14 protein-coding genes and 1 other RNA gene are annotated in these 15916 nt (G+C 64.0%); 2 read left to right on the top strand and 13 right to left on the bottom strand.

The window, feature by feature from the left end; genetic code table 11:
* Genes ftsW through mraZ form a run of 9 tightly spaced genes read right to left on the bottom strand, consistent with a single transcriptional unit; the run spans nucleotide 1 to nucleotide 10167 of the window.
* A complete protein-coding gene (ftsW, locus tag SLT36_RS12815; protein ID WP_192315548.1) occupies nucleotides 1-1155 on the bottom strand; it encodes a putative lipid II flippase FtsW in 1155 nt (384 codons plus the stop codon).
* A complete protein-coding gene (gene murD / locus SLT36_RS12810) occupies nucleotides 1155-2555 on the bottom strand; it encodes a UDP-N-acetylmuramoyl-L-alanine--D-glutamate ligase (RefSeq protein ID WP_432287913.1) in 1401 nt (466 codons plus the stop codon). Before murD ends, ftsW begins: the two co-directional genes overlap by 1 nt.
* A 7-nt stretch (nucleotides 2556-2562) precedes the next feature.
* Nucleotides 2563-3645 carry a phospho-N-acetylmuramoyl-pentapeptide-transferase gene (gene mraY, locus SLT36_RS12805; protein WP_067960384.1) on the bottom strand — a complete coding sequence of 361 codons (1083 nt, stop codon included), beginning with the start codon at nucleotides 3643-3645 and terminating at the stop codon, nucleotides 2563-2565.
* Between the two features lie 24 nt (nucleotides 3646-3669).
* A complete protein-coding gene (locus SLT36_RS12800; RefSeq protein ID WP_432287911.1) occupies nucleotides 3670-5103 on the bottom strand; it encodes a UDP-N-acetylmuramoylalanyl-D-glutamyl-2,6-diaminopimelate--D-alanyl-D-alanine ligase in 1434 nt (477 codons plus the stop codon).
* Nucleotides 5100-6554, bottom strand: a complete 1455-nt coding sequence (locus SLT36_RS12795) for a UDP-N-acetylmuramoyl-L-alanyl-D-glutamate--2,6-diaminopimelate ligase (RefSeq protein ID WP_432287910.1) — start codon at nucleotides 6552-6554, stop codon at nucleotides 5100-5102. The genes SLT36_RS12800 and SLT36_RS12795 overlap by 4 nt, the downstream gene beginning before the upstream one ends.
* Before the next feature lie 48 nt (nucleotides 6555-6602).
* A complete protein-coding gene (locus SLT36_RS12790) occupies nucleotides 6603-8321 on the bottom strand; it encodes a peptidoglycan D,D-transpeptidase FtsI family protein (protein ID WP_432287908.1) in 1719 nt (572 codons plus the stop codon).
* On the bottom strand, nucleotides 8318-8692 hold the full coding sequence (gene ftsL / locus SLT36_RS12785; protein WP_067960370.1) for a cell division protein FtsL: 375 nt from the start codon (nucleotides 8690-8692) through the stop codon (nucleotides 8318-8320). Before ftsL ends, SLT36_RS12790 begins: the two co-directional genes overlap by 4 nt.
* A gap of 3 nt (nucleotides 8693-8695) precedes the next feature.
* Nucleotides 8696-9712, bottom strand: coding sequence for a 16S rRNA (cytosine(1402)-N(4))-methyltransferase RsmH (rsmH, locus tag SLT36_RS12780; RefSeq protein WP_432287907.1), 1017 nt, complete (start codon nucleotides 9710-9712; stop codon nucleotides 8696-8698).
* Nucleotides 9709-10167 carry a division/cell wall cluster transcriptional repressor MraZ gene (gene mraZ / locus SLT36_RS12775; protein ID WP_055969736.1) on the bottom strand — a complete coding sequence of 153 codons (459 nt, stop codon included), beginning with the start codon at nucleotides 10165-10167 and terminating at the stop codon, nucleotides 9709-9711. Before mraZ ends, rsmH begins: the two co-directional genes overlap by 4 nt.
* A 405-nt stretch (nucleotides 10168-10572) precedes the next feature.
* Here mraZ and SLT36_RS12770 point away from each other — a divergent pair, with 405 nt between their 5' ends.
* The gene (locus tag SLT36_RS12770) at nucleotides 10573-11688 is read left to right on the top strand and encodes a cystathionine gamma-lyase (protein ID WP_432287905.1); all 1116 of its coding nucleotides are present in this window, start codon (nucleotides 10573-10575) and stop codon (nucleotides 11686-11688) included.
* Between the two features lie 206 nt (nucleotides 11689-11894).
* On the opposite strand, the gene rnpB is transcribed toward SLT36_RS12770, so the two are convergent.
* The 4 genes from rnpB to SLT36_RS12750 all read right to left on the bottom strand — a co-directional run bounded on the left by rnpB (nucleotide 11895) and on the right by SLT36_RS12750 (nucleotide 14818).
* Nucleotides 11895-12291: RNase P RNA component class A (gene rnpB, locus SLT36_RS12765), an RNA gene on the bottom strand.
* A 180-nt stretch (nucleotides 12292-12471) separates the two neighbouring features.
* Entirely contained in the window at nucleotides 12472-13182 is a 711-nt protein-coding gene (locus SLT36_RS12760; RefSeq protein ID WP_432287902.1) for a lytic transglycosylase domain-containing protein, read from the bottom strand.
* Nucleotides 13183-13337: 155 nt separating this feature from the next.
* The gene (locus SLT36_RS12755) at nucleotides 13338-14102 is read right to left on the bottom strand and encodes an N-acetylmuramoyl-L-alanine amidase (RefSeq protein WP_432287900.1); all 765 of its coding nucleotides are present in this window, start codon (nucleotides 14100-14102) and stop codon (nucleotides 13338-13340) included.
* Entirely contained in the window at nucleotides 14099-14818 is a 720-nt protein-coding gene (locus tag SLT36_RS12750; protein ID WP_432287899.1) for a TerB family tellurite resistance protein, read from the bottom strand. Before SLT36_RS12750 ends, SLT36_RS12755 begins: the two co-directional genes overlap by 4 nt.
* 151 nt (nucleotides 14819-14969) lie before the next feature.
* Here SLT36_RS12750 and SLT36_RS12745 point away from each other — a divergent pair, with 151 nt between their 5' ends.
* The gene (locus tag SLT36_RS12745; RefSeq protein WP_432287897.1) at nucleotides 14970-15872 is read left to right on the top strand and encodes a DMT family transporter; all 903 of its coding nucleotides are present in this window, start codon (nucleotides 14970-14972) and stop codon (nucleotides 15870-15872) included.
* Nucleotides 15873-15916: the final 44 nt, after the last annotated feature.

Genomic DNA, 15916 nt, shown 5'->3' with positions numbered 1-15916 from the left:
TTATTCGGCCGCAACCACATGGCGCGGCATGGCGGAGAAACCACCCGGCCTGAGTTTTTCCGGCTTCTTGCGGGTCAAGGACAGCACCATGCCCATCGACATGGCGATCGCGATCAGCGACGAGCCGCCATAAGAGATGAAGGGCAGCGTCATGCCCTTGGCCGGCATCAGCTGCAGGTTCACACCCATGTTGATGACCGACTGGAAGCCGAAAACGACGACGAGGCCGGCAACAGCATAGCGGGTGAAGTCGTCATGCTCCCTGAGCGCGGTGCGCAGGCCGCGCAGCACGATGAAGGCAAAGATCGCCATGATGATCAGGCACAGGATGATGCCGAACTCCTCGCCGGCGACGGAGAAGACGAAGTCGGCGTGGCTGTCGGGGATGACCCGCTTGACGGTGCCCTCGCCCGGTCCGACGCCGAACCAACCGCCATTGATGATGGCGTCGCGGCCCATGTCGACCTGGAAGGTGTCGCCCTCGCCGGTCATGAAGCGGTCGATACGTCCGGCGACGTGCGGGAAAATCGTATAGGCGGCAAACAGGCCGCCGGCGCCCACGCATCCAAGCGCGATGATCCAGAACCATGACATGCCGGCCATGAAGAACATCACGCCCCAGGTGCCCAGCACCAGCATGGTCTGGCCAAGGTCTGGCTGCGCCACAAGCAATGCCACGACGAGGCCAAGCAGGATCATGGCAAACAGGTTGCCGGGGATGTCGGGCTGGCGCTCGTGCTCAGCGAACAGCCAGGCGCAGATGACCACGAAGGCCGGCTTGAGAAACTCGGAGGGCTGGATCGAGACACCGGCCAGCGACAGCCAGCGCCTGGCACCCTTGACCTCGACGCCGATGAACAGCACGGCCACCATCATCACCAGCATGATGCAGAGCATCACCAGCGCCATGCGCCTGATCTGCCTGGTGTCGAGGAACGACACCGCGATCATCACCGCCAAGGCGGGGATGGTGAAGATGATCTGGCGGGTGGCGAAGTGGAACCCGTCCAGGCCGATGCGCTCGGCAACCGCCGGGCTTGCCGCGAACGAAAGCACGATGCCCAGTCCCATCAGCGACAGGAATGCCGCGAGGAACCATCGATCGACCGTCCACCACCACAAGGCGACGGGACTTCTGTCGAGACGGCTGGCCATTATCTTGCCCCTCCGATAGCGCTGACGCCATCAATAGCATTCACAGCTTGCCTGAAGGCTTCGCCGCGAATTTCGAAATTCTTGAACTGATCGAAGCTGGCGCAGGCTGGCGACAGCAGCACCACGGCCTCGCTCGTATCGTCCCTGGCGGCATCCTCGGCCGCGTGCTCGACGGCTGCCGCCAACGTGCCCGAGATTTCATAGGGCACCGCTTCTCCAAGCGTCGCGGAAAACGCCGGAGCCGCTTCGCCAATCAGATAAGCCTTGGCGATGCGCGGGAACAGGCTGCGCAGCGGCTCGATGCCTCCCTCCTTGGGCAAGCCGCCGGCGATCCAGTAGATGCGCTGGAAGCTAGACAGAGCGGGTGCCGCGGCATCAGCGTTGGTCGCCTTGGAATCGTTGACGAACAACACATGCCCCTTGCGGCCAACCTGCTCCATCCGGTGGGCAAGGCCGGGAAAGCTTTCGAGACCGGCCTGGATCTCGCCGAGGTCGAGCCCGACCTTGAGACAGGCAGCCACAGCTGCGAGCGCATTCTGGGCGTTGTGTTGGCCGCGCAGCGAACCGATGCCTTCGAGGAAGGCGATGCGGCTGTAGCGGCCGTCGATGGCTTCCATCAGGTCGCTGCCGTCGGCGAAATAGCCGTCGGTCAAAGGAAGACGCTTCGAAATACGCACGACTTCCTTGCCGGCGCGTTCGAGCCTGTCGGCGATCTGGGCGCAGTAGATGTCGTCGACGCCGATGATGGCGGTGTCGCTGCCGGCGACCAGGCGCTCCTTGATCGACGCGTAGTGCTGCATGGTGCCGTGGCGGTCGAGATGGTCAGGCGTCAGGTTGAGCAGCACGCCGGCAGTCGGGTTGATCGATGGCGCGAGGTCGATCTGGTAGGACGAGCACTCGACGACGTAATGGCGGTCAGGCCGCGGCGCATCCAGCGTCATCACGGCGCGACCGATATTGCCGCCCATCTGCGTATCACGACCGGCCGACTGCAGGATGTGCGCCGTCAGCGCCGTCGTCGTCGACTTGCCGTTGGTGCCGGTGATGGCGATGAAGGGCGCGGTCGGCGCCGTCGCCAGGCGTTCGCGCGCGAAAAGTTCGATGTCGCCGATGATCTCGACGCCGGCGCCACGCGCCAGTTCCACGGTCCAGTGCGGTTTGGGGTGCGTCAGCGGCACGCCCGGCGACAGCACGAAGGACGCGACGCCGGCCCAGTCGGCGCCGCGCAGGTCGCCGGTCGAAATGCCCTCGGCAGCGGCCCGCGCCACGCTTTCGGGATTGTCGTCCCAGGCAAGCACGTCGGCCCCACCCTCCGCAAGCGCGCGCGCGGTCGCGATTCCGGAGCCGCCGAGGCCGAAGAGCGCCACTCGCTTTCCCTGAAATGACGTCGCGGGGATCATGGGAGCCTCAGCGCAGCTTGAGGGTGGAAAGGCCGATCAGCGCCAGGATAACAGCAATGATCCAGAAGCGGATGACGACCTGGCTTTCGGTCCAGCCAAGTTTTTCGAAATGGTGGTGGATCGGCGCCATCAGGAACACCCTCTTCCCGGTCATCTTGAAGAAGCCGACCTGGATGATGACCGAAAGCGCCTCCATGACGAACAGACCGCCGACGATCGCCATGACGATCTCGTGCTTGGTGGCGACAGCAACCGTTCCGATCAAGCCACCAAGCGCCAGCGAGCCGGTGTCCCCCATGAAAATGGCGGCGGGCGGCGCGTTGAACCAGAGGAAGCCGAGGCCGGCGCCGATGACGGCGCCAAGGATGACGGCGAGTTCGCCGGTGCCGGGTACGAAGTGAATCTGCAGATACTCGGCGAAGACCGCGTTGCCCGAGAGATAGGCGATGACGCCGAAGGAGGCCGCCGCGATCATGATCGGAACGATTGCAAGACCGTCGAGGCCGTCGGTCAGGTTCACGGCATTGCCGGCACCGACGACCACGAAGCAGGCGAAGGGAATGAAGAACCAGCCGAGATTGAGCAGGAAATCCTTGATGAACGGGAATGTCAGCGACGACGAGAACGGCGCCTGGCCATTGTGCATGATGACCCATGCAGCGATGCCGGCGATGACGAATTCGATGCCGAGGCGCGCCTTGCCTGACAGGCCGAGATGCGACTGCTTGGTCACCTTGAGATAGTCGTCATAGAAGCCGATGGCGCCGAAGCCGAGGGTGACGAACAGCACCACCCAGACATAGACGGAGGTAATGTTGGCCCACAAAAGCGTCGACCCGACGATGCCGCTGAGGATCATCAGGCCGCCCATGGTCGGCGTGCCGGCCTTCTTGAAATGGGTTTGCGGACCATCGGCGCGGATCGGCTGGCCCTTTCCTTGCCTCAGGCGCAGGGCGTTGATGATCGCTGGCCCGAAGATGAAGACGATCAGCGCCGACGTGATCAACGCGCCGCCGGTGCGAAATGTGATGTAGCGGAAGACGTTGAAGAACGACACCTTGTCCGCAAAGTCGACAAGCAAAGTTAGCATGCGTATCGGTCCCCCGAGACCTCGTCAGGTCGGTGTGGTGTTGCCGGCCTCAGCCGGGAATGTCTTGATGAGCGCTTCAACCAGGCGATTGAAGCCAATGCCTTTCGACGACTTGATCATGACCGCGTCGCCAGGCCGCAGCGTGGTGAGGAGCACGGATTTCAGCTCCTCGACGCCGCTGCGATACTCGGCCCTGAACCCCTCGGGCAGCGTATCGGCAAGCGCCTTCATTTCGGGTCCCGCCATCAGCACCATGTCGGTCCTGGTCGAGCCGATCAGTTCGGCAAGTGCCTGATGCAGCTTGGCCGAATGGCTGCCGAGCTCCAGCATATCACCGAGCACGGCGATGCGGCGGCCGGCACCATGGATCGGCGTCGCGTCAAGCAGCTCGATCGCTGCCTTCATCGAGGCCGGATTGGCGTTGTAGCTCTCGTCGATCAGCGTGATCGGCCCGTTCGGCAGCTGCAAAATGTGGCGCTGGCCGCGTCCACTCTCTGCCGTCATCGAGGCGAGCGCCGTAGCGACCGTCGGAACGTCGGCGCCGCAGAGATGGGCTGCCCCCAGCACGGCGAGCGCATTCTGGACGATGTGGCGTCCAGGAGCACCGATGCGGGCCGGCACGTCGCGGCCGCCGATGCGCGCCATGATCATCGAATGATCGGCTTCCAGCGTGCATTTCAGCAGGCGGAAATTGGCACGGGCGTTCTCGCCATAGCTCATGACATTGTCGATGCCGGCAGCGCGAGCGAACTTTTCCAACAGCTTGAAGCGGCCGTCGTCGCGGTTGAGCAGCACCGCCCCGCCCGGCTCGACGCCTTCGAAGATCTCGGCCTTGGCCTTGGCGATCTCGTCGAGATTGCGGAAGAAGCCGAGATGGGCCGCCGCGATCAGCGTGACGATGGCGATATGCGGGCGGACCATGCGCACCAGCGGGCTGATCTCGCCGGGATGGTTCATGCCGATTTCGAAGACCGCGTAGTCGCAATCCTCGGGCATGCGTGCCAGGGTCAGCGGCACGCCCCAGTGGTTGTTGAAGGATGCGGCCGAGGCATGGACCTTGCCGACCGACGACAAAGCGTGGCGCAGGGCTTCCTTGGTCGAGGTCTTGCCGACGGAACCGGTCACCGCGATGATCCGTGCCCGCGAGCGGGCACGCGCCGCAATACCGGCCTTCTCCAGTGCAACGAGCACGTCGGGCACGACGATCATGGGCGCCGTCAGGCGCCCCAGGGCGGGCAGCTTGCCTTCGGCGACGACCAGCAGGCCGGCACCGGCCTTGATCGCCGCGGTAGCGAAATCGTGGCCGTCCATCGCGTCGCCCTTGATGGCGAAAAAGGCCTCACCGGGTTTAAGGCTGCGGCTGTCGATGGAAATGCCCGAAATGCCTTCCGGCATCTGGCCGAGCGGGCGGCCGCCTGTCGCCTCAACGAGCGCCTCGGAGGTCCACAACAGGCTCATGCCGCAACTCCGGCAAGCGCGTTGCGGACTTCCTCGTGATCCGAGAAGTGCAGTGTCTCGGCGCCGATGGTCTGGCCTTCCTCGTGGCCCTTGCCGGCGACGATCAGCGTATCGCCCGCATGCAGCATGCCGACGGCATCGTAGATCGCCCGGCGGCGGTCACCGATCTCAATGGCGCCGGGAGCCGCAGCCATGATGGCCGCGCGGATGGTTTCAGGAACCTCCGAACGTGGATTGTCGTCGGTGACGATGGTGACGTCGGCCAGTCGCGTCGCGATCTCGCCCATGATCGGGCGCTTGCCGCGATCGCGGTCGCCGCCGCAACCGAACACGACGATGACGCGGCCGGTGGTGAACGGCCTGACAGCCGCCAGCACGTTTTCGAGCGCGTCGGGCTTGTGGGCGTAATCGACGTAAACAGGCGCACCTTGCGCCGTTGTGCCGACGAGGTCGAGACGGCCCGGTGCGCCTTCGAGATGTTCAAGCGCTGCCAGCGCCTTGGCAACGTCGGTGCCGGTAGCGATCGCGAGCCCCGCGGCAACGAGCGAGTTGGAGACCTGGAAATCGCCGGCCAACGGCAGGTCGATCTCATAGATGGTGCCGTCGCATTCGATTTCGGCGCGCTGGCGGTGGCGTTCGTGCTCGACGCGCTTGAGCGCCAGGAACTGGCCGTTACGGCCGACGGTCAAGACGTCGAGGCCCGCAGCGCGGGCAGCCTTGATCGTCGGCTCGGACCAAGGGTCGTCGGCGAAGACGATCGCCGGCGCGCCCTTGGGCAGCAGCGTATCGAACAGGCGCAGCTTGGCGCGGTGATAATCCTCGACCGTCGGATGGTAATCCATGTGGTCGCGGCCGAGATTGGTGAAGCCGGCGGCAGCGAGGCGCACGCCGTCGAGGCGGCGCTGGTCGAGGCCGTGGCTGGACGCCTCCATCGAGGCATGGGTCACCCCTGACACTGCCAGTTCAGCGAGCAGCTTGTGCAGTGCGACCGGATCGGGTGTGGTCAGTTGGCCGTATTCGACGCGTCCGGGCGCCACGACACCTGTCGTACCTATGCTGGCCGCGGCCAGGCCGGCATGTTTCCAGACCTGCCGGGTGAAGGCGGCGACCGAGGTCTTGCCGCTGGTGCCGGTGACGGCGACCATGGTCTCCGGCTGGCTGCCATAGAACTTCGCTGCCGCAAGCGCCAATGCCCGACGCGGATCGTCGACCGCGATCACCGGCAGGCTGGCGGAAGAGAGATCGACGCCCGTGGCCGCGACGACAGCAATCGCACCGCGCCTGGCTGCATCGCCTGCATAGGTCGCGCCGTCCGCCTTGCTGCCGGAGACGGCAAAGAAAAGGATCCCCGGCGTCACCTGCCGCGAATCCGACGAAACCCCGCTCACCTCGACATCCCGGGGCAGAACCCCGTCGACGGGCAGGATACCAGCAAGGTCTTCTATTTTCATCGAGTTCCGTTCGTCACAAACAAGCAGGACGCTTCTGCGCGCCCAGAATCAAGGGTAGGAAGCCAGCGTTGCCCCAGCTTCTTGGCCGAATTCTGGCTTCACGCCAAGCAGAGACGCCGAACGGCGGATAATGTTGGCGACCATGGGTGCCGCGTTGAAGCCCGCCGTTGCGCCCACGCCCGGATGTTCACGCTTGGGTTCGTCGACGATGGTCAACACGACGTATTTCGGATTGTCCATCGGAAATGCCGCAAGAAAGGCGTTGAAACGGACGTCGGAGGAGTAGCGGCCGTTGACGACCTTCTCGGCGGTACCGGTCTTGCCGCCGACACGGTAGCCCTCGACCTGCGCTCGCGCGCCTGAACCGCCCGACCCCTTGGTCGCGTTGAGCTTGTAGAGATACCTCATATCCTCGCTGGTCTGCGGCTTGATGACCTGCGTCGCAACCGCGTCGGCCTCGGCCTCGGTCCGCGTCAGGAAAGTCGGCGGTATCAGCTTGCCGCCATTCATCAAGGCGGCGGCGCCAACCGCCGTCTGTAGCGGCGTCGTCGACATGCCGTGGCCGAAGGAGATCGTGATCGAATGCACCTTCTTCCACACCTTCGGCTCGGTCGGACGGGCAACTTCGGGCAGCTCCGTCTTCATGCGGTCGAGCAGACCCATGCGCTTCAGGAACTCGCGGTGGCCTTCGATGCCGACAACATCGGCTTCACGCGCCGAGCCGATGTTGGACGAATAGATGAACACCTCAGGCACGGTCAGCACCCTGCCCTTGCCGTGGAAGTCGCGGATGGTCTGGCGTCCGATGGTGATCGGCCGGCGCGCGTCGAAGGTGCTGTCCATCGTCACCTTGCCGGAATCGAGTGCCATCGCGGTGGTGAAGCTCTTGATTGTCGAACCCATCTCGAACAGGCCCGCCGACATGCGGTTCAGTCGATCCTTGTCCTGGGCGTTGTAGGGATTGTTGGGATCGAAATCGGGCACCGAGCCCATGGCCAGCACCTCGCCTGTCTTGACGTCGAGCACGACGGCGCCGGCGGCGATGGCCTTGTACTTCTCCAGGGCGCTGACGAGTTCGTCGCGGACGATGTGCTGGACACGCAGGTCGATGGACAGCTTGACCGGCTTGAGGTCCTTGGCGATTGCCAGGCCCGAAGCCTGGAGGTCGGCGAGACCCTGATCGTCGATGTATTTCTCGAGGCCGGAAATGCCCTTGTTGTCGATGTTGGTCAGGCCGACGATGTGCGAAGCCGTTTCACCGCCGGGATAGAAGCGGCGCTTTTCGGTTCGGAAGCCGATGCCGGGAATGCCCAGCGCCATGATCTCGGCCTGCTGCTTGGGTGTGAGCTGGCGCTTGAGCCAGACAAAGCCGGTGCCGCTCTTGAGCTTGAGATAGGTCTGCTCAACCTCAAGGTCGGGCAGCACGGTGGTGAGCTTCTCGATCGCCTCGTCGGCATCAACGATGCGGCGCGGCTCGGCGAACAGCGACGACGTCTTGATGTCGGTGGCAAGCACCTCGCCGTTGCGATCGACGATATCGGGACGCGACGCCGTGACGCGCGATTCAGGTCCCGAAGACGTCTCGGGGTCCTGCATGCCGAGATAGACGAGACGTCCGGCAATCGTCGCATAGATACCGAAGAACACCGCCATGGTCATGACGACGCGGTTGCGCGTGCGGCCGCCGGTCGCCTTGCGCGCGCTGTCGACGACGATCGAGGGCTTGCCTTCACCCTTGCCGCGCTTCCTGCCAAGCAAGCCGATCATCGGGCAATCCCTCCGGTCACGGTCTGGTCGGGTGCGGCTTCGGCAACGCCGCCGAAACGCTCCGATGTGATGTCTTCGATGGTCAGCTGGCGTTCCGGCAGATCGTTCAGGCCAACGATCTGGCGCGCATCCACCGGCTGCAACTTGAGTTCGGCCTCATAGACCTGTGACAGCTTCTGCAGGCGCGCGGGCTGGGTGAGCAGGCTCCAGTCCGCTTTCAACAGGTCGATCGTGTCTTCCTCGAAGCGGATCTGCGCCTCAATCTTGTTGACGGCCTTGAGCTGGTTCTCGGCCTCATCCTTGGTCTTGTAGGTGAACGCCGCGGCGCCAACCATGACGGCGATCAGCACGATGTCACTGGTGCGGAACATGGTTCACCTTTCTCCCGACTGGCTGACGTCGGGAAGTTTCGGAAGCCCGAAAATGGAAAAGTCTTCGGCGCGCGGTGCAGCCGTCGTGCGAACGGCAGCCCTGAGCTTGGCCGAACGCGAACGCGGATTGATTGCCGTCTCGGCGTCGCTCGGACCGACAGCACCGCCGGCCTTGTCGAAGGTCGTGGCGATGGTTTCGAGTTCCGGCATGTAGCGCGACCGCGACGGGCTCGACGAGCGGTCGGTGATGAAGCGCTTGACGATGCGGTCTTCGAGCGAATGGAAGGTGACGACCACAAGCCGCCCGCCGGGCTTCAGCGCACGCTCGGCTGCGAACAACGCCCGCGCCAGTTCGCCAAGCTCGTCGTTGACATAGATGCGCAGCGCCTGGAACACGCGCGTCGCCGGATGGATCTTGTCCTTCGGCGCGCGACCGATGTGGGTCTCGATGGCGTCTGCCAGATCGAGCGTGCGCTCGAACGGGCGGCGCTCGCGGCGGCTCTCGATCATACGGGCGATACGCCCGGCGTGGCGCTCCTCGCCGAGGAAACCGAAGATGCGCGCAAGATCGCCTGATTTGAAGCGGTTGACGACGTCGGCGGCGCTGGGACCGGCCTGGGCCATGCGCATGTCGAGCGGACCGTCGGCGCGGAAGGAAAAGCCGCGCTGCGCCTGGTCGATCTGCATCGACGACACGCCGATATCGAGCACGACACCGTCGACGAGCTCGACATGCTCGTCGAGGTTGGAGAATGGCGCCTGGACGAGACGGAGCTTGCCGCTCGACTGCGCTTCGAGCTCGCGCCCGGCTGCAATGGCATCAGGATCGCGGTCGATTGCCACCACCGACGCGCCGGCCGCGAGGATAGCCTTGGTATAGCCGCCGGCACCGAACGTGCCGTCGACGACCACGTCGCCCGGCTGCGGATGAAGCGCCTTCAGAACTTCGGCGAGGAGGACCGGAATGTGGCGGGCCGGTCCGCCGACAGCAAGATGGTCATCGCCGTGGCCAGCCGTCATTCCGGTCGCTCCCCAGGCTTCGTCCCCTGCCGAAGCTTCAGGAGCCGGGCACGCACGTCCGCGCCATGGCTGCGCAGCCGCTCCGGCTCCCACATCTGAAAAAACTGCCCCCGCCCGACAAAGGCCACGTCGGTGGTGATCCCCGTATGCTCGCGCAGGAAATCCGACACCGAAATGCGCCCATCCTGATCGAGCTTGAGGAAGGTGCTGTCGCCATGGATGAAAAAGGACATGTCGTCCGCCGTCTGCAGGAACGGATCTTCTTGGGCGATGCGCTGCTCGTAACGGTCGAGCAGGTCGAGGCCGCCAACATCCAGCGCCGGCACGTCGAGTGCCCTGAGCGCATAGAGCTCGGCGTAGCCGCGCTTCTGCAATACGGCACGGAAATGCGCCGGAACGGAGACCCGCCCCTTCGCATCGATCCTGTTCACCGCGTTTGACAGAAACCGATCCATCGACTGATCCGGCCACTTCCGTGGCCGCGCCCCTCTTCGTCATGCCACCCGAGCCCCGATGGCCCGGATCTATCCCAAAATGCCTCCGTCGCAGGGCCAGCGCACTTCGACCTGCAGCCGCCGCGGCTGCCGGATCGGCGAACGCCTTACCCTTTACTGGAACGAAATCATGGTTACCGATTTGGGATAACATGGGGTGATATGGGCGTCAACGGGAACTGGGCACACTTGGCCGTCACCAGCGCCCTTTCGGACCCTTTCGCGGCTTCCTGATTTTTATGATCCCTTAAGGCTAACGAAGTCTTACGTGGCCCAACGCTGCGGCCCGGTTTCCGTCTTGCCGCGCAAGGACCTAGCCCCTAGCGTTGAGGTGTCATCTGCATTGCCAGGGAGAGACAGCAAATCATGTCCGAGACCATGAAAGCCCGCGCCGCCACCCTCGCCCATCTGCGCCGTTCGAAACTCGGCGTCGGCGACCCGATCCCGGTGCCGTTGACCATGGCCTCGATCTATCACGCGCCCGGCGACGCGACGGGCTTCAACCAGTATGGCCGCTTCAGCAACGCCAACTGGTCGGCCACCGAAGAGATGCTCGGGCATCTGGAGGGCGCGCCTTGCGTGGCATTTCCCTCAGGCATGGGGGCCATTTCGGCCGCTTTCTTCGCCTTGCTCAAGACCGGCGACCGCATCCTCGTCGCCTCGGACGGCTATCACACGACGCGCATCCTGGCCGATCGCTTCCTCGGCGCCTTCGGCGTCAAGACCGACGTGCGGCCGACAGCAAGCTTCCTCGATGGCGGCTTCCAAGGCTACCGCCTCGTCTTCATCGAAAGCCCGTCCAACCCGACGCTCGACATCTGCGACATCGCGGCCGTGGCGGATGCCGTGCACAAGGCCGGCGGCCTGCTCATCGTCGACAACACCACGATGACGCCCTTCGGCCAGCGCCCGCTCGACCTCGGCGCCGACATCGTCGTCGCCGCCGACACCAAGGCGCCCAACGGCCATTCCGACGTGCTGTTCGGCCATGTCGCCAGCCGCGATCCGGACATCGTCGCCGCCGTCACCGAATGGCGACAGAATGCCGGCGGCATTCCCGGCCCGTTCGAGGCCTGGCTGGTGCATCGCGGCCTGGAAACGCTCGAGCTGCGCTTCGACCGCATGTGTTCGACAGCCGAAATCATCGCGCCGCGCCTCAATGCGCACCCGGCCGTCAGCGGCTTGCGCTTCCCAGGACTGGAAGGCGACCCGTCGCACAATCTGGCCCGTGTCCAGATGGACCGCTTCGGCTTCCTGATCAGCTTCGATCTCGGCTCCGAGGAGCGGGCGGAAACCTTCATCAATGGCTGCGAACTGATGCATGCCGCCACCTCCTTCGGTGGCGTGCACACCGTCGCCGAGCGCAGGCTGCGCCGCGGCGACGCGGTTACGCCGGGTTTCGTCAGGCTGTCGGTCGGCTGCGAGCCGGTGGAGGAGCTGTGGACCGCGATGAAGGCATCGCTGGACAGGCTGGACGGTTGACGGCAGTCAGGACGACGAAACGTCGTCGACCGAGATACCGCTATGGCCATGAAGGACGCACAGGATGTCTACGCATCCGCCTCCAACACGATAGAAAAACATGATCGACCTCGGCCAATCACATGCCCCGGGGCGCGGCCTCCGTGCCCTTGATTCAAGACACGCGAGATCGGCCACAAGCGATTGAAGACATGGGCAAAGAGGCAAGCGCCAGCTGGCCTGTAAGCCGGGTTCTGTATGGCCCCCGCGCCTTGCAGCACGGGAACGTGGCGACCATTCTTCTTGGGCGCATGTTGCCATGCGCCTCACGCAACCTACCCGGGCGGTGAGCCGGAAACAGCCCTGAGGGTTTCCCCTCGCACCACCCCTATTCGGTTTTGCTCCCGGTGGGGTTTACCTTGCCGCTTCTGTTGCCAGTCGCGCGGTGGGCTCTTACCCCACCCTTTCACCCTTACCGCGAAAATCGCGGCGGTTTGCTTTCTGTGGCACTTTCCCTGGGGTCGCCCCCGCCGGCCATTAACCGGCACCGTGTATCCATGGAGCCCGGACTTTCCTCACGCGCTGCCTTTCGGCAATTGCGGGTGCGGCCGCCCGGCCAGCTGGCAAGGCGTATAGAATGGTTCACACGGCAAAAGGCAAATGAAAACATTCGCCTTCAGCGCACTGTGCGTCCGAATGGACGCACCCCGTACGCTCCAACTCGCTACATCTGCGCATCGTGCTTTCCAAAATCGCCGACGATTTTCCAGCCGATGCGGCGGGAACCATTCCGTCCCCGAGCGGTCAACCGCCGATGCGGGCCTGGACTTTCTTGCAGTAGGCGGCGGAAACCGGGTTCATGCGCTTGGCACCGTGACCGGCATTGTACTTCAGGATCGTGCCGCAAGTCGTGCCGCCGGAAAGCTCGTGAGCCTTGGCAAGGTACTTCATGCCGAACTTGATATTGGTCTCGGGGTTGAACAGGCCCTTGGCCGAACCGCTGTAACCCATCATGCGGGCAGTCGACGGCTTGATCTGCATCAGCCCGATTTCGCCGGCGCTGCCGCGGACGTTGGGGCGATAGTTGCTTTCGACGCTGATCACGGCATGGGCGAGCGAAACCGGAACGCCGTAGGACGAAGCATAGCGCGCGACGATCTCACCGTAAGGTGCGTTCGCCTTGGCAGCCTTGGCCGACTTGCCTGCCTGCTCCTTCAGCGACTTCGCGCCCTTGGCGCCGATCGAGGCGGTCGTGAAATTGTCGACGGCGGTTTCCTTCTTGGCGCTGCAGCCGAACAGATATGGGCAGTCGTCGCCGATCTTGTTTGCTTTGGCTGCACTGGCCTTCTTGCTGGTTTCGATGATCGCCTTCGAGGCCCTGGCTGCGCCGTCCTGGGCGTGAGCGGCAAAAGAGGTCAGGCCGGCGGCAAATGCCACCGCTAAAACGGTCAAATTCTTCATATTATCCTTGTTCTCGAACAGGCCGAACGACAGCCGAAAGCCGTCGCGCAGCATCCCTTCCTAAACGCCGGAGGGCCCTCTTACGGGGCATGGCAGACTTAGCCGGCGCCTTGCACGGAAATGCATGTGACGGGGGAACTGGCGGGAAAAATGGCCGGACAAGTCACAATGCGTGACAGGTTGTAATCTGGCGAATCACCAACCCAGGGCTAGTCAAGCCCGCCGGGAAGCGCCGCAAGTAGTCGCCGCAGCGTCGACACGGTCGATGCGTCGACCACTCCGTCGACGCAGCTGGTGCGGAAGTGACGTTGAAAAGCCTGAACAGTTACAACCGTTTGCGCGTCGAGGCGGCCGGTGATCTCGACGCCGTAACCATAGAGCGCGAGCATCGACTGCAACTCCTCGACAGCCGCCCCGCCGTCGCCCGGTTGCAGCAGCGCGCGCCCGTTGCGCGGCGAAGGTGCGACCCAATGACCTATGCCGGACTGGGCCAGCATCCGCCACGAAAACTTCTCGCCGGGGTCGACCTTGCGTCCCAGGGCGACGTCGGAATGCGCTAGGACGCGTTCCGGCGCCACATTGTGGCGCTCGGCGATGCCGAGGCAGAGCTCGATCACCGCCCGCATCTGACGTCTGGGAAACGCGCTGTAGCCGAGCGCATGGCCCGGATTGACGATCTCGATGCCGACCGAGCAGGAGTTGATGTCGGTTTCGCCGCGCCAGGAGCTCTTGCCGGCATGCCAGGCGCGGTCGCCTTCGCGCACCATCTGAACGATGCGTCCGTCCTCATGCACCAGATAGTGCGACGACACTTCGCTTTCGGGATTGCACAGCCAGGACTCCGCACCGTCGCCGGTTTCCATGCCGGTGTAGTGCAACACGATCATGTCGGGCTTCATCCCGTCGCGCCGCTGCCCGAAATTGGGCGAAAGCCGTACCTCGGCATGCGGTTGGTCGGGTTGAAAACCGCTCATGCGTGCCGGAGTCCCCTTTCGATCATCTCGTAGGCCGCATTGATTGCGGCGATGCGGGTGGTGGCGATCCTGATGAACTCTTCCGGCAGGCCGCGCGCGATCAGCTTATCGGGATGATTGCTGGCGACAAGCTTGCGGTAGTGTTTGCGCACATCTTCGAACGGCTTGCCGCGCTCGATGCCGAGCACACGATAGGGATCGGTGTCGCCGAGATCGAGATGGCGCGCCACGATGGTCTGGTAGTGCAACTCGTCGATGCGGAAGATCTCGGAGACCCGATGCAGAAAGCTGCCCTCGCACTGGTGCATCATGCCGTCGGCCTTGGCGATGTGGAACAGGCCGTCGAGAATGTCCTCCAACATTGCGCAATTGGAATGGCCGGAACCGCACAGCTTGGCCATGCGTTCGGCGTAAAACTCGAAGCCGGCGACGTCCTGCTGGGCAATGTCGTAGAGCCGCGCGACGTCGCGCGCATGCTCGGGCGGGACCGCAAATATTTCGTAGAAGGCGCGCACCTCGGCCTGGGAAACAATCCCATCGGCCTTGGCCATCTTCGCCGACAGCGCGATCATCGCCACTGAAAACGCCACGCGGCGGCGGGTTTCCGCGTCTCCGGAAAAGACGGTGCGCACGGCCTCGACGACGTCCGCGACGCCATTTGCCGCCGACGCAGAGATACGCGCGATGAAGTCGCCGAGACGGTCCCAAATCGACATGGCCGCTTCTTAGGATGAAACATTCGCAAATGCGAGATGCCTTGGTGCCACGCGCATAACTTTGTCGGCAACAGTCCGGCATCTGGACCAAAATTCTGGCCCAATGGAATTTTCACGACGCAAAAGCCAGCTGCCGCTATCGATCTGCGTCATGGATGCACGCAACACCACCCAGCCGGCACGCACGGTCTCCCGCGAGACGATTGGCCTTGCCTTGGGCACGCTCGGCGTCGTCATCTTCGGCGGCACCCTGCCGGCGACGCGCGTGGCTCTCGCAACCTTTTCGCCCTGGTTCGTCACCAACGGCCGCGCGGCAATGGCCTCGCTTGCTGCGGCCGCGCTGCTGCTCATCCTGCGCAAGCGGTTCCCGAAGGACGATGCGCCGGCATTGTTCCTCGCCGGCCTGCTTCTGGTCTTCGGCTTCCCGATCTTCTCCTCCATCGCCATGCAGACGGTACCGGCGTCCCATGGCGGTGTGGTTCTCGGCGTACTGCCGCTGAGCACCAGCATCTTTGCCGCCCTCATCGGCGGCGAGCGGCCATCCTCGTTTTTCTGGGCCTGCGGCGTCGCAGGCGCCGCTCTCGTCGTCACCTTCGCCATCAGCGACAGCGGCATGCAGCTGTCGTCAGGCGACCTGTTCCTGTTCCTCGCTGCCCTCTCGGCAAGCCTCGGCTACGTCGTGTCTGGCAAGCTGTCCCGCCGCATGCCGGGCTGGGAGGTTATCTGCTGGTCGCTGATCCTGACCGCGCCGATCTCCATGACAGGAGCCCTGCTGAGCTGGCATCCGGAGTTCGCCTCTGCCTCCTCGGCGCAGACATCTGCCTTCTTCTATCTTTGCTTCGGCTCGATGTTCCTCGGCTTCTTCGCCTGGAATGTCGGTCTCGGCATGGGCGGCATCGCCCGCGTCAGCCAGGTCCAGCTGCTGCAGACATTCGTCACCCTCGCCATCTCCGCCTTCCTGCTTGGCGAACATGTCGGTGCAAGAACTCTCATCTTCGCGCTCGCCGTCATCGCGATCGTGGCGCTTGGCCGCCGGGCCCGGGTGACGCGCTAACCTCGACACAAAAGAAAAGCCCGGAGCGATGCTCCGGGCTTGCC

The sequence above is a fragment of the Aminobacter sp. BA135 genome (genome assembly GCF_050859125.1).
Taxonomy (GTDB): domain Bacteria; phylum Pseudomonadota; class Alphaproteobacteria; order Rhizobiales; family Rhizobiaceae; genus Aminobacter; species Aminobacter ciceronei.
The sequence above is the reverse complement of the archived record's forward strand: the minus strand, read 5'-3'. Positions and strand labels throughout refer to the sequence as shown.